A 13363-nucleotide genomic window follows, 5' to 3' on the forward strand; every position below is an offset into this window, starting at 1 on the left:
ATGCCAGGCCGACGACCTTTATTATTGCCGCTTTACTTGACCTTCCGGTAAGGGGAGGGTTTATGCTCAAAAGATCGCCGGCTGGAAATAAGGAAATGAACATGCAACGTCGTGATTTTTTAAAATATTCCGCTGCGCTGGGGGCTGCCAGCGCATTACCACTCTGGAGTCGCGCCGTTTTCGCGGCTGACAGACCTGCCTTACCCATTCCTGAATTGCTGACTGCTGATGCCCGCAGTCGTATCCAGCTTGTGGTGCAATCGGGCAAAACGACCTTTGGTGCGAATACCGCCACAACCTGGGGCTATAACGGAAATCTCCTCGGTCCGGCGCTCCAGTTACGCAAAGGAAAAACCGTCACCGTTGATATCCATAACACGCTGTCGGAAGAGACCACGCTGCACTGGCACGGGCTGGAAGTGCCGGGCGAAGTGGACGGGGGGCCGCAGGGCGTTATCAAGGCTGGTGGCAAACGCAGCGTGACCTTTACCCCTGACCAACGTGCGGCGACCTGCTGGTTCCACCCGCATCAGCACGGCAAAACGGGCCATCAGGTGGCGATGGGGCTGGCGGGGCTGGTGCTGATTGAAGACGACGAAAGCCGCCTGCTACGCCTGCCGAAACAGTGGGGCATCGACGACGTTCCGGTGATTGTGCAGGACAAGAAATTCAATGCTGACGGGCAAATTGACTACCAGCTGGACGTGATGAGTGCGGCGGTGGGCTGGTTTGGCGACACGCTGCTGACCAACGGCGCGATCTACCCTCAGCATGCCGCGCCGAAAGGCTGGCTGCGTTTACGTCTGCTTAACGGCTGTAACGCCCGTTCGCTGAACTTCGCCGCCAGCGATAAGCGCCCGCTGTACGTGGTGGCAAGCGACGGAGGACTCCTGCCAGAGCCGGTAAAAGTGAACGAGTTGCCGATGCTGATGGGCGAGCGCTTCGAGGTGCTGGTGGACATCAGCGACGGCAAGGCGTTTGACCTCGTCACCCTGCCAGTCAGCCAGATGGGGATGGCGGTTGCGCCATTTGATAAGCCGCATCCGGTGCTGCGTATTCAGCCTTTACTGGTGACCGCTTCCGGCACGTTGCCGGATACGTTAACCACCCTGCCAGCGCTCCCGTCGCTTGACGGGCTTACGCAGCGCAAGCTACAGCTTTCGATGAACCCGATGCTCGACATGATGGGCATGCAGGCGCTGATGGCGAAATATGGCGATCAGGCGATGGCGGGGATGCACCACGGGCAGATGATGGGCCATATGAATATGGACCACGGCAAAATGGGCGGCATGGGGAACATGAATCACGGCGACCACGGCTTTGATTTCCATAACGCCAATATGATTAACGGCAAAGCGTTCGACATGAACACGCCGATGTTTGCTGCGACAAAGGGTCAGTTTGAGCGCTGGGTGATTTCGGGCGAAGGGGACATGATGCTTCATCCGTTCCATATCCACGGTACCCAGTTCCGCATTCTCTCAGAAAACGGCAAAGCGCCGGATGCGCACCGCGCGGGCTGGAAAGATACGGTGAGAGTGGAAGGTGGGGTCAGCGAGGTGCTGGTGAAGTTTGACCACGATGCGCCGAAGGCGTTTGCCTATATGGCGCACTGCCATCTGCTGGAGCATGAGGATACGGGGATGATGCTCGGGTTCACTGTTTAAAACAGTGCGGCCTGATGCCCTCACCCTGACCCTCTCCCACAGGGAGAGGGAACAGACACAAAAACGGCAACCGAAGTTGCCGTTTTGCTTTTATTTGCCTTCATCCGGCAACGCATACGCGACAATATAGTCGCCCATCTTCGTGCCAAACGAACCGTGACCACCTGCAGAGATGACAACGTACTGCTTGCCGTTCACTTCATAGGTCATCGGCGTGGCCTGTCCACCGGCAGGCAGACGGCCTTGCCACAGTTTCTCACCGTTGGTCATGTTGTACGCGCGCAGGTAGTTATCTGCGGTTGCCGCGATGAACAGCACGTTACCGGCGGTGGAGATTGGGCCACCCAGCATTGGCATACCCATATTGAACGGCACCGGAACCGGCATTGGGAACGGCATGCTGTCCTGTGGCGTACCAATACGTTTTTTCCATACGATCTGGTTGGTTTTCAAATCCAGACCGGAGATATAACCCCAGGCAGGCTGTTTACACGGCAGACCGAACGGAGACAGGAACGGGTTCAGCGTTACGCCAAACGGTACGCCGTACTGCGGCTGGATACCGGCTTCGGTTCCGCTACCTTTCGCGTCTTTCGGCTGCTCCATTGGGTTGCCCGGACCGCGCGGGATCAGACGGGAAACGAACGGCAGCGCCATTGGGTTGGCAATTGCCACCTGACGGTTCGGGTCGACGGAGATCCCGCCCCACTCGAACATCCCCAGGTTACCCGGGAAGACCAGCGTGCCCTGCTCAGACGGAGGCGTGAAGATGCCTTCGTAGCGCAGCTGGTGGAACATCACGCGGCACACCAGCTGGTCAAACATGGTGGCACCCCACATGTCTGCACCGCTGAGGTCTTTCTTCGGACGGAAGCTCAGGTCAGAGAACGGCTGGGTTTTGCTGACGTAGTCGCCTTTTGCGGCACCCTGCGGAACCGGTTTTTCCGGTGCAGGCACAACCAGCTTACCGTTGCTGCGATCCAGAACGAAGATGTTGCCCGTCTTGGCCGGAGCGTAAATCACCGGAACGGTTTTACCATCGACGGTAATGTCTGCCAGCGTCGGCTGGGACGGCATATCCATATCCCACAGATCGTGGTGAACGGTCTGATAGCTCCACGCCAGTTTACCGGTCGTTGCGTTCAGCGCCACGATAGCGCTCGCGTAACGTTCCTGCTCCGGCGTACGGTTACCGCCCCAGATATCTGGCGTGGTTACGCCCATCGGCAGGTAGACCATGTCCAGCTTCGCGTCATACGCCGCCGGGGCCCAGGAGTTTGGCGAGTTAAAGGTAAAGGTGTGCTCGTCCGACGGGATCGCGTTGGGATCTTTCGCGCCCGGGTCGAAGGCCCACAGCAGTTTACCGGTGTTTACGTCAAAACCGCGGATGACGCCGGAGGTTTCACGCGTAGAGAAGTTATCCGTTACCGAACCGGCAATCACGATGGTTTTATCGGTGATGATTGGCGGTGAAGTTGGCTCATACAGACCCGGGGTGGTGTCCGGCATGTTGGTCTGCAGGTTCAGGATGCCTTTGTTGGCGAAGGTTTCGCACAGCTTGCCCGTTTCGGCGTTAATCGCGAACAGACGGCCATCGTTTACCGGCAGCATAATGCGGCGAGGACAGTCGGCAATGACTTCCGGGCTGGCATTATCGGCACGCGCTTCGTGGTAAGAGACGCCACGACAGGTGATGTGCTGGAACGAAGGATTAGAGTTCAGCTGTGGATCGAAGTGCCATTTCTCTTTACCGGTGGCCGCGTCGAGCGCGAACAGACGCTGGTGCGCCGTACACAGGTAGAGCATGTTGCCCACTTTGATCGGGGTGACTTCGTTGGTCAGTTCACCCGGATCGCTCGGCATCTTCAGGTCGCCGGTACGGAATACCCAGGCTTCCTTCAGGTTCTTCACGTTGTCCGCGTTGATCTGCTTCAGCGGAGAGTAGCGTTGACCTTCCTGGTTACGACCGTACGCAGGCCAGTCACCGTCAGCGACCTGCGAGATAGCAGCCGCAGGCGTGGATTCCGCGTTCAGCGTACCGTTGATCTCCTGTGGGTCATTAAAACCGGCCCAGGTCAGAATGCCGCCGGTAATCAGCAGGGCAACAACCAGGCCCGCCACAGCACCGCTTGAAGGCACAATCAGGCGACGCCAGACGAACGGCAGGATCAGCCAGATACCAAAGAAGACCAGGATGTCGCTGCGCGGCGTCAGTGCCCAGAAGTCGAACCCGACTTCCCAGACGCCCCAGATCATGGTGGCAAGGAGGAGTGCGGCATACAGCCACAGTGCGGATTGTTTTCTACGCAACAGCAGGACGGTTACGGCAACCATAACCAGACCCGCAATCGGGTAGTACCAGGAGCCGCCTAAAGCGACCAGCCAGACGCCACCGATTAACAGATACAGCGCGCAGAAGGCTGCGAATGCGGCTGTTAATGTCACCAGTAGACGCGGCTGTTTAGAGTGTGTTTCAGCCATAGAAAGTGTACTCGTCAGTTTTTGTTAATAATTTGCTAGCAACTAATTATAGGTATTAACAAGTGTGATCGGAATCACAATATTTGCTTTTTGTAACTCATACGCCAGGGTTATCCATTTACTGGTATAATGGCGGGCTTGCGTATCGATGCCGGAAATACATTCACCTGCATTGAGAGATTTTCATTAAAATCATATGGTTAGTAATATGAAACATACTGTTGAAGTGATGATCCCGGAAGCCGAGATCAAAGCGCGTATCGCCGAACTGGGTCGTCAAATCACCGAACATTACAAGGACAGCGGCAGCGAAATGGTGCTGGTCGGTCTTTTACGTGGCTCTTTCATGTTCATGGCAGACCTGTGCCGTGAAGTGCAGGTGTCCCATGAGGTCGATTTTATGACCGCCTCCAGCTACGGCAGCGGCATGTCCACAACCCGTGATGTGAAAATCCTGAAAGATCTGGATGAAGATATTCGTGGCAAAGATGTGTTGATCGTTGAAGACATTATCGACTCTGGTAACACGCTCTCTAAAGTGCGCGAGATCCTGAGCCTGCGTCAGCCTAAATCGCTGGCGATTTGTACGCTGCTGGATAAGCCAGATCGTCGTGAAGTACAGGTGCCGGTGGAGTTCGTTGGCTTCTCGATTCCGGACGAATTCGTCGTCGGTTACGGCATTGACTACGCGCAGCGTTATCGCCATCTGCCGTATGTCGGAAAAGTCGTGATTCTGGACGAGTAGTTGCGGTTTGTTGCCCTCACCCCGTCCCTCTCCCACAGGGAGAGGGAGAAAATCTCCGCGTTATTTATGGTTCACATGCTTAAGCTTGAGGTTGGCAATGCCCGAACGGTAACGCTGCTCCAGCGTTTCGCGGTTGGTGGCGGTCACTTCCAGATTGCGCAGCAGGCCGTCGTGAATGCCGTACGCCCAGCCGTGGATGGAAACCTTCTGCCCACGTTTCCACGCGGACTGCATAATCGTTGAGTGGCCCAGGTTATAGACCTGCTCCATCACGTTCAGCTCGCAAAGGGTATCAAGTCGACGCTCCTGCGGCATTTCACCCAACAGTGAGCTATGTTTGAACCAGATGTCGCGGATGTGCAGCAGCCAGTTATCGATTAACCCCAGCTCTGTATTTTCAACCGCCGCCTGTACGCCACCGCAGCCGTAGTGGCCGCAAATAATGATGTGCTCAACTTCCAGCACGTCAACGGCATACTGAACGACAGAAAGGCAGTTGAGATCGGTATGAATAACAAGGTTGGCTACGTTACGGTGAACAAAAAGTTCGCCAGGTTCGAGACCGGTCAGGCGTTCTGCCGGCACGCGGCTGTCGGAACATCCAATCCATAGAAAGCGTGGGTTTTGCGCTTGCGCCAGCTTCCCGAAAAATCCGGGGTCTTCTTCAACCAGCATCTTTGACCATAGTGCATTGTTGCTGATGAGTGTATCTATGTTATTCATGGACGTTAACGGCCTGTAACCTGGTAATTGCGTTGCGCTACTATAGGGTAACCCGACTTTTAATGAAACCACACAAGGTGTGTAAGAACTGAAGGTAAGTTTAATTCATGGCAATTGCACTGGAGCTTGAGCAGCTTAAAAAAACCTATCCGGGCGGCGTTCAGGCGCTGCGTGGGATAGATCTCAAAGTAGAGGCGGGGGATTTCTATGCGCTTCTTGGACCGAACGGGGCGGGGAAATCCACCACTATCGGCATTATCAGTTCGCTGGTGAACAAAACCTCAGGTCGCGTGAGCGTCTTTGGCTACGATCTGCAGAAAGATGTGGTCAACGCCAAGCGCCAACTGGGGCTGGTGCCGCAGGAGTTCAACTTCAACCCGTTCGAGACGGTACAGCAGATTGTCGTTCAGCAGGCGGGTTATTACGGCGTTGAGTATAAAGAGGCGATTGAGCGTAGCGAAAAATACCTTAAACAGCTCGATTTGTGGGAAAAGCGTAATGAACGTGCGCGCATGTTGTCCGGTGGGATGAAGCGCCGCCTGATGATTGCCCGCGCGCTGATGCACGAGCCTAAGCTGCTTATCCTTGATGAACCGACTGCGGGCGTGGATATTGAACTGCGCCGTTCCATGTGGGGCTTCCTGAAGGATCTGAACGATAAAGGCACCACCATTATTCTGACCACCCACTATCTCGAAGAAGCTGAGATGCTGTGCCGCAACATCGGCATTATTCAGCACGGTGAGCTGGTGGAAAACACGTCGATGAAGGATCTGCTCTCTAAGCTGAAATCCGAAACCTTTATTCTCGATCTGGCGGCGAAAAGCGCGCTGCCAAAGCTCGAAGGGTATAACTACCGTCTGGTGGATACCTCGACGCTGGAAGTGGAAGTGCTGCGCGAGCAGGGCATCAACAGCGTCTTCTCACAGTTGAGCGCGCAGGGCATTCAGGTATTGAGTATGCGTAACAAAGCGAACCGACTGGAAGAGCTGTTTGTCTCTCTGGTGCATGAAAAACAAGGAGACAAGGCATGACGCATCTTTACTGGGTCGCGCTGAAAAGTATCTGGGCGAAAGAGATCAACCGCTTTATGCGCATCTGGGTGCAAACCCTGGTGCCGCCAGTCATCACCATGACGCTCTACTTCATCATCTTTGGTAACCTGATCGGTTCCCGGATTGGTGAGATGCACGGCTTTACCTATATGCAGTTTATCGTGCCGGGGCTGATCATGATGGCGGTGATCACCAACGCCTATGCCAACGTGGCATCCTCATTCTTTAGCGCTAAGTTCCAGCGCAACATTGAAGAGCTGCTGGTGGCACCAGTGCCAACACACGTCATTATTGCTGGTTACGTGGGCGGCGGCGTGGCGCGCGGTTTGTGCGTGGGGATCCTGGTGACGGCGATTTCGCTGTTCTTCGTGCCGTTCCAGGTGCACTCGTGGCTGTTTGTCGCGCTGACGCTTCTGCTGACCGCGATCCTGTTCTCGCTGGCGGGCCTGCTGAACGCGGTGTTTGCCAAAACGTTCGACGACATCAGCCTGATCCCGACCTTCGTGCTGACGCCGCTGACCTATCTGGGTGGGGTGTTTTACTCCCTGACGCTGCTGCCACCGTTCTGGCAGGCGCTGTCGCACCTGAACCCGATTGTCTACATGATCAGCGGCTTCCGCTTTGGCTTCCTCGGCATTACCGATGTGCCGCTGTTTACCACGGTGGCGGTGCTGGTGGTGTTCATCATCGCCTTCTACCTGCTGTGCTGGTATCTGATCCAGCGCGGACGCGGTCTGCGCAGCTAACCTTCTGCCCGGCGACATTCTGTTTGCCGGGCGCTTTTCTTTGACAGTTATCACCGTAAGCAAACCTTCCCTACGCTAAACTACTCGCCTGCTAAGGAGATACGTATGCTGGGATGGGTTATCACCTGCCACGATGAACACGCGCAGGATATGCTGGATAAGCTTGAAGCTAAATTTGGTCCGCTGGCACAGTGCCGTGCAGTCAATTACTGGCGTGGGTTAAGCACCAACATGCTCAGCCGCATGATGTGCGATGCGCTGCATGAAACCGACACGGGCGATGGCGTGATCTTTCTGACCGATAAATCCGGCGCGGCGCCTTATCGTTCCGCCGCGCTGTTAAGCCACAAGCACGAAAACTGCGAAGTTATTTCCGGCATCAACTATGCGCTGCTGGAAGCGATGTATCTTCAACGTGAAACCTTAACCAGCGCTGAGTTTCGCAATACCGTCGTGGGTATGCAGGTTCCGGGCGTAAGTAGTTTGTGGCATCAGCAGCAGAAAAACCCGCCTTTCGTTCTGCTTCACGATCTGTATAAGCATTAAACGTTGGTATTGATGTCGCATTTGTTACAATGGCGACTGATTTCCCGTATCGATTTATATCCCATGTTAATGCGCGTTATTTTCCTGCTGTTGCTGCTGGTTTCCGGCGGTACTTCTGCCAGTCTGATTAGCCAGCAAGGGCTTCCGGCCCGCTATATGCAAACCACCGAAGATGCGGCCATCTGGGCACAGGTGGGAAGTAATGTGATCAACGTGGGAAACGTCAGGGCCGGACAAATTCTTGCCGTGGTGCCGACCTCTGCTGACTATTACGAATTTCGTTTTGGTTTTGGCACGGGGTTTATTGATAAAGGGCATCTTGAAGAGGTGCAGGGCAAACAGCGCGTTGAGGACAGCCTTGGCGATTTGAACAAGCCGCTCAGCAATCAGAACCTGATCACCTGGAAAGACACGCCGGTGTATAACGCCCCCAATAGCGGGAGCGCGCCCTTCGGTACCATGAGCCCCAACCTCCGGTATCCCATCCTCAGTAAGTTGAAAGACCGCCTTAACCAGACCTGGTTCCAGATCCGCATCGGCAACCGTCTGGCATGGGTCAGTAGTCTGGATGCACAGGAAGATAACGGCCTTCCGGTCCTGACTTACCATCACATTTTGCGTGATGAGGAGAACACGCGTTTTCGTCATACATCCACGACGACCAGCGTACGCGCGTTCAACAACCAGATGGCCTGGCTACGCGATCAAGGCTATGCCACGCTGACGATGTACCAGCTGGAAGGGTACGTGCGCAATAAGATGAACCTGCCCGCGAAGGCGGTGGTGATCACCTTTGATGATGGCCTGAAATCGGTCAGCCGCTATGCGTATCCCATTCTGAAAGAGTACGGCTTTAACGCGACGGCGTTTATCATATCGTCACGTATTAAAGGCCATGCGCAGAAGTGGGACCCGAAATCGCTGCAATTTATGAGCGTTCATGAGATTAAGGGGATTCAGGATGTATTTGATATTCAGTCCCACACCCATTTCCTGCATCGCGTTGATGGGTATAAACACCCGATCTTGCTGAGCCGCAGCTACCACGTGACCCTGTTTGATTTTGAACGCTCACGACGTGCGCTGGCGCAGTTTAACCCGCGCGTGCTCTATCTTTCGTATCCGTTTGGCGGCTATGACAATAAAGCGATAAAGGCGGCGAATGACGCCGGTTTTCATCTGGCAGTGACGACGATGAAAGGGAAGGTAAAGCCGGGGGATAATCCATTCTTGCTAAAACGCCTGTATATACTGAGAACGGATTCGCTGGAAACGATGTCGCGGCTGATCAGCAATCAGCCGCAGGGGTAAATCAGGCTACCTGGACTGGAATGGCCTTCGCAGTGCGTTTCATCTCGTTGTCGCCTTCGAAATAGGCCACTTTTGGCTGCCAGCGACGCGCTTCTTCGTCAGACATCATGACAAAGCTAGCGATGATCACAATGTCACCCACGTCCGCGCAGTGTGCTGCTGCGCCGTTCACGGAGATGATTTTAGACCCGCGCTCGGCGGCAATCGCGTAGGTGGAGAAGCGTTTGCCGTTGTTCACGTTCCAGATATCAATGGCTTCGTTTTCAAGAATACCCGCCGCGTCGAGAAAATCCTGATCGATCGCGCAGGAGCCTTCATAGTGCAGGTCGGCCTGAGTGACTTTCACACGGTGAAGCTTACCTTGCAGCATTTTGCGAATCATTACGTTTACCTTTCATCTGCCGGGTAGAAAACTACGCCAGCTCAACCACTTTGTTGTCGATTAGGCGGGCCTGACCAAGCCATGCCGCCACCAGAATAACCGCACGTTTGCTGGTCTCTGTAAGCTCCAGAAGCGTGTCGGCATCGCGGATTTGAATATCATCAGCGCGGAAACCTTTGTCGTTCAGCGCCTGTTCGGCGAGGGCGACGATCTCTTCGGCGGTCAGCTCTTTGGCCAGAACCTGTTCCGCCATCGTATTCATGACCTTGCTTAAGCCCGGGGCGATTTTTCGCTGGTCCGCGGTCAGATAGCCATTACGGGAGCTGAGCGCCAGACCGTCTTTGGCGCGTACAATCGGTACGCCGACAATATCGATGTCGTAGCCCATATCGGCAACCATCTTGCGAATCAATGCCAACTGCTGGAAATCTTTCTCACCAAAGCACGCGACGTCCGGCTGTACCAGGTTGAAGAGCTTGCTGACGATGGTGGATACGCCACGGAAGTGTCCCGGGCGGCTGGCGCCTTCGAGCATGGTGGAGATGCCCGGTACGTCAACGTAGGTTGCCTCTTCTGTACCCTGAGGGTACACGTCCGCCGGTGCCGGAGAGAAGACGATGTCCGCATGGCGTTTTTTCAGCTTCTCGCAATCTTCCTGCAGGGTGCGCGGATAGCGTGCCAGGTCATCGGCGCGGTCAAACTGCATGGGGTTAACGAAGATACTGACCACCACGATATCCGCACGGGCTTTCGCTTCGTCGACCAGCTTCATATGGCCATCATGCAGGTTGCCCATGGTCGGGACGAGTGCAATACGTTTACCTTCCTGACGCGCGCGACGGATATGCTGGCGAAGCAGCGGCAGGGTTTCAATGATAAGCACAACGAGACTCCTTAATGGAAACTGTGTTCTTCACCCGGGTAAACACCGGATTCAACGTCGGCAATATACTGCCTGACCGCGGCGCGCATGTCGCCCGCTTCAGTGAGGAAATTTTTGGCAAATTTCGGGATATGCCCGCCGGTAATGCCGAAGGCGTCGTGCATCACCAGAATTTGACCATCGGTCACGTTTCCTGCACCAATCCCGATAACTGGAATCGACAGCGCGTCGGTGATGCGTTTTGCCAGTTCAACCGGCACACACTCCAGCACCAGCAGCTGTGCGCCTGCGGCTTCCAGCGCGACGGCGTCATCAAACAGCGTTTGGGCAGCATCGCCGCGGCCCTGCACCTTGTAGCCACCGAAGATGTTCACCGACTGTGGCGTCAGGCCCAAATGGCCGCACACCGGCACGGCGCGCTCAGTGAGCATTTTTACCGTTTCAACAAGCCAGGCACCGCCCTCGATTTTGACCATGTTGGCGCCGGCACGCATCACGACTGCCGCATTTTCAAAGGCTTGTTCTGGGGTGGCGTAGGCCATAAACGGCAGATCGGAAAGCAGCAGGCAGGCAGGCGCGCCGCGGCGCACGGCGCGGGTATGGTAAGCGATATCCTCAACAGTGACCGGGAGGGTGGAATCATGTCCTTGTACCGTCATCCCTAACGAATCTCCGACCAGCATGACGTTGATACCCTCTTCGGCAAAGAGTTTGGCGAAGCTGTAGTCATACGCGGTGATGGTGGCGAAGCGTTTTTTTTCCTGTTTGCATTTCTGCAGTAAGGAGATGGTGGTTGGTTTCATACTGTTTCCTGATAGCCCAAAAGCGAATCTTTGCGCATTCTAACAGTAACATTCGAGGGAACAATGATTTTAGATAGTCGATTAGCCACAATTATTTTATGGCTAATGATCGGGGTAACTGGCTTACCAGCGAGCGGGTTTTTCCGCGTGGAGTTTGTCCAGAATGTCCCTGAGCGGAATGCCGTCCGGGAAGGTGAGATCGGGGGCAACTTCAAACAGCGGCCAGAGCATAAAACCGCGGTTTTTCATGTCGTAATGCGGAACAGTGAGGCGTTCGGTATTGATTATCTCGTTGCCAAACAGCATCAGGTCGAGGTCGAGTGTGCGCGGCCCCCAGCGTTCGGCTTTGCGTACGCGACCCTGTTGTAGCTCAATACGCTGGGTATTATCCAGCAGCGTTTCGGCATCCAGAGCCGTGTCGAGCACGACGGCGGCGTTCAGGTAATCAGGCTGATCCTGCGGGCCCAACGGCGGCGTGCGATAAAAAGAGGAGACCGCAACAATCCGGCTTTGCGGGATCTCCCCGAGCGCCTGAACGGCAGCGTTAACCTGCTCCAGCGGAGAGGCAAGATTGCTGCCGATGGCGATGTAGGCGAGGGTCACGCTGAGCCTTCGCGACGCGGTGCGCGTTTGCGCGGGCGACGGTGGCGTCGACGCGGTTCTGGCTCTTCATCCAGATTGGTCAGCATCCCTTTTTGCTCGGGTGGTGCAGAGACCTGGAATTCGCCCCACCACTGCGCCAGACGCTGCAGCTCCTGGTTCTTTTCAATTTCAGCACGCAGTGCCAGCAGGTCGAACGCGGCGCGGAATTTAGGATGCTCCATCAGCTTCCAGGCGCGTTTGCCCTGGCGACGGGACATGCGCAGCTGAAGTTGCCAGATGTCGCGCACCAGCGTGGTGATACGTTTTGGGATCGCGAGCGTACGACAGGCTTCATCCAGCACGTCGTTTGCCGCCAGCGCAAAGGCATCGTAATAGGCCAGACCGCTTTCCTGCGCAATTCTCTGTGCTGCTTCCAGCAGGGGATACCAGAACATCGCAGCAAAGAGGAATGCCGGGTTCACACGCATGTCATTCTGGATGCGCGTGTCGGTATTCTTCAGCACCTGCGCAATGATGCGTTCCATCGGGCTGTCACCGTTCTCGGTAAAGCAGCGCGTGATGGTTGGGAACAGGGGCTGGAACAGGCTGTATTCGCGCAGCAGATTGTAGGTTTCAAACCCGTAACCCGCCTGCAACAGCTTCAGCGCCTCTTCAAACAGACGCGCTGGCGGCACGTCGTTAATCAGCGTTGCCAGACGCGGGATCGGCTCACCAGTCTCAGGGCTGATGCGCATGTTTAATTTGGCCGCAAAACGCACGGCGCGCAGCATACGCACTGGGTCTTCACGGTAACGGGTTTCCGGCGTGCCGATCAGGCGAATCAGGCCTTCTTTCAGGTCCTGCATACCGCCAACGTAATCCCGTACGGTGAAATCCGCCACACTGTAGTAAAGGCTGTTGATGGTGAAATCGCGGCGCTGGGCATCTTCTTCAATGGATCCGAAGATGTTATCACGCAGCAGCATGCCGTTCTGGCCCTGCTGGGAGGTCGTACGATCGGATACGCCCGCTTCGTGATGGCCACGGAACGTCGCCACTTCGATGATTTCCGGACCAAACATGACGTGCGCAAGGCGGAAACGGCGGCCAACAAGACGGCAGTTACGGAATAATTTGCGTACCTGTTCTGGCGTGGCGCTGGTCGTCACGTCGAAATCTTTTGGTTTTTTGCCCAGCAGTAAATCACGCACCCCACCGCCAACGAGATAGGCCTCGTAGCCTGCTTTATTCAGACGATAGAGCACCTTGAGGGCATTTTCACTGATATCTTTGCGGGAAATAGTGTGCTGCTCACGCGGAATAACCGACATGCGGTTTTGCGCAATAGCGTCGTTAGCCATGCTCTCTTCGCGGCTTAGCACTTTACGGCAAAAATTAGCGACTCGGGTAAAAATAGTACACCTCGTAGTGTGTTT

13 protein-coding genes are annotated in these 13363 nt (G+C 55.3%); 6 read left to right on the top strand and 7 right to left on the bottom strand.

Annotated features, from left to right (window positions below; all coding sequences use genetic code 11):
- Nucleotides 1–101: 101 nt before the first annotated feature.
- Nucleotides 102–1670 (top strand): multicopper oxidase CueO, encoded by a 1569-nt coding sequence (gene cueO, locus KW829_RS15515; RefSeq protein ID WP_214605906.1) that lies wholly within the window; start codon nt 102–104, stop codon nt 1668–1670.
- 90 nt (nt 1671–1760) lie between these two features.
- Here cueO and KW829_RS15520 read toward each other — a convergent pair whose 3' ends face one another.
- The gene (locus KW829_RS15520) at nt 1761–4151 is read right to left on the bottom strand and encodes a glucose/quinate/shikimate family membrane-bound PQQ-dependent dehydrogenase (protein WP_218308567.1); all 2391 of its coding nucleotides are present in this window, start codon (nt 4149–4151) and stop codon (nt 1761–1763) included.
- Between the two features lie 208 nt (nt 4152–4359).
- Between KW829_RS15520 and hpt the strand changes: the two genes are divergently transcribed.
- Nucleotides 4360–4896, top strand: coding sequence for a hypoxanthine phosphoribosyltransferase (gene hpt / locus KW829_RS15525; RefSeq protein WP_010426909.1), 537 nt, complete (start codon nt 4360–4362; stop codon nt 4894–4896).
- A 60-nt stretch (nt 4897–4956) separates the two neighbouring features.
- Here the strand turns inward: hpt and can are convergent, their stop codons facing one another.
- Nucleotides 4957–5619 (bottom strand): carbonate dehydratase, encoded by a 663-nt coding sequence (gene can, locus KW829_RS15530; RefSeq protein WP_010426907.1) that lies wholly within the window; start codon nt 5617–5619, stop codon nt 4957–4959.
- A 107-nt stretch (nt 5620–5726) separates the two neighbouring features.
- Between can and KW829_RS15535 the strand changes: the two genes are divergently transcribed.
- From KW829_RS15535 to KW829_RS15550, 4 genes are all read left to right on the top strand, one after another.
- Entirely contained in the window at nt 5727–6653 is a 927-nt protein-coding gene (locus KW829_RS15535; protein ID WP_042717872.1) for an ABC transporter ATP-binding protein, read from the top strand.
- Nucleotides 6650–7420 (top strand): ABC transporter permease, encoded by a 771-nt coding sequence (locus tag KW829_RS15540; RefSeq protein ID WP_023334536.1) that lies wholly within the window; start codon nt 6650–6652, stop codon nt 7418–7420. Before KW829_RS15535 ends, KW829_RS15540 begins: the two co-directional genes overlap by 4 nt.
- Nucleotides 7421–7525: 105 nt before the next feature.
- Nucleotides 7526–7966 carry a PTS sugar transporter subunit IIA gene (locus KW829_RS15545; protein WP_218308568.1) on the top strand — a complete coding sequence of 147 codons (441 nt, stop codon included), beginning with the start codon at nt 7526–7528 and terminating at the stop codon, nt 7964–7966.
- A 63-nt stretch (nt 7967–8029) separates the two neighbouring features.
- Nucleotides 8030–9277 (top strand): polysaccharide deacetylase family protein, encoded by a 1248-nt coding sequence (locus KW829_RS15550; protein ID WP_120159234.1) that lies wholly within the window; start codon nt 8030–8032, stop codon nt 9275–9277.
- 1 nt (nt 9278) lies between these two features.
- Here the strand turns inward: KW829_RS15550 and panD are convergent, their stop codons facing one another.
- The 5 genes from panD to pcnB form a co-directional block, all read right to left on the bottom strand.
- Entirely contained in the window at nt 9279–9659 is a 381-nt protein-coding gene (panD, locus tag KW829_RS15555) for an aspartate 1-decarboxylase (protein WP_003856284.1), read from the bottom strand.
- A 31-nt stretch (nt 9660–9690) separates the two neighbouring features.
- Nucleotides 9691–10542: a pantoate--beta-alanine ligase gene (gene panC, locus KW829_RS15560; RefSeq protein WP_010426886.1), complete on the bottom strand. Its 852-nt coding sequence runs from the start codon at nt 10540–10542 to the stop codon at nt 9691–9693.
- An 11-nt stretch (nt 10543–10553) separates the two neighbouring features.
- Entirely contained in the window at nt 10554–11345 is a 792-nt protein-coding gene (panB, locus tag KW829_RS15565; RefSeq protein ID WP_010426885.1) for a 3-methyl-2-oxobutanoate hydroxymethyltransferase, read from the bottom strand.
- 123 nt (nt 11346–11468) lie between these two features.
- Complete coding sequence (gene folK / locus KW829_RS15570) at nt 11469–11948, bottom strand: 2-amino-4-hydroxy-6-hydroxymethyldihydropteridine diphosphokinase (protein WP_089599154.1); 480 nt, start codon at nt 11946–11948, stop codon at nt 11469–11471.
- Entirely contained in the window at nt 11945–13342 is a 1398-nt protein-coding gene (pcnB, locus tag KW829_RS15575) for a polynucleotide adenylyltransferase PcnB (RefSeq protein WP_071985394.1), read from the bottom strand. Before pcnB ends, folK begins: the two co-directional genes overlap by 4 nt.
- Between the last annotated feature and the right edge of the window lie 21 nt (nt 13343–13363).

This window comes from Enterobacter sp. ENT02 (assembly GCF_019219165.1).
Classification (GTDB): domain Bacteria; phylum Pseudomonadota; class Gammaproteobacteria; order Enterobacterales; family Enterobacteriaceae; genus Enterobacter; species Enterobacter mori.

Excerpts from the sequence above, each read along its gene's own strand:
- cueO (WP_214605906.1), top strand. The coding sequence starts at position 102 with ATGCAACGTCGTGATTTTTTAAAATATTCCGCTGCGCTGGGGGCTGCC.
- KW829_RS15545 (WP_218308568.1), top strand. The coding sequence starts at position 7,526 with ATGCTGGGATGGGTTATCACCTGCCACGATGAACACGCGCAGGATATG.
- KW829_RS15520 (WP_218308567.1), bottom strand. The coding sequence starts at position 4,151 with ATGGCTGAAACACACTCTAAACAGCCGCGTCTACTGGTGACATTAACA.
- panB (WP_010426885.1), bottom strand. The coding sequence starts at position 11,345 with ATGAAACCAACCACCATCTCCTTACTGCAGAAATGCAAACAGGAAAAA.
- can (WP_010426907.1), bottom strand. The coding sequence starts at position 5,619 with ATGAATAACATAGATACACTCATCAGCAACAATGCACTATGGTCAAAG.
- hpt (WP_010426909.1), top strand. The coding sequence starts at position 4,360 with ATGAAACATACTGTTGAAGTGATGATCCCGGAAGCCGAGATCAAAGCG.
- panD (WP_003856284.1), bottom strand. The coding sequence starts at position 9,659 with ATGATTCGCAAAATGCTGCAAGGTAAGCTTCACCGTGTGAAAGTCACT.
- KW829_RS15540 (WP_023334536.1), top strand. The coding sequence starts at position 6,650 with ATGACGCATCTTTACTGGGTCGCGCTGAAAAGTATCTGGGCGAAAGAG.
- KW829_RS15535 (WP_042717872.1), top strand. The coding sequence starts at position 5,727 with ATGGCAATTGCACTGGAGCTTGAGCAGCTTAAAAAAACCTATCCGGGC.
- KW829_RS15550 (WP_120159234.1), top strand. The coding sequence starts at position 8,030 with ATGTTAATGCGCGTTATTTTCCTGCTGTTGCTGCTGGTTTCCGGCGGT.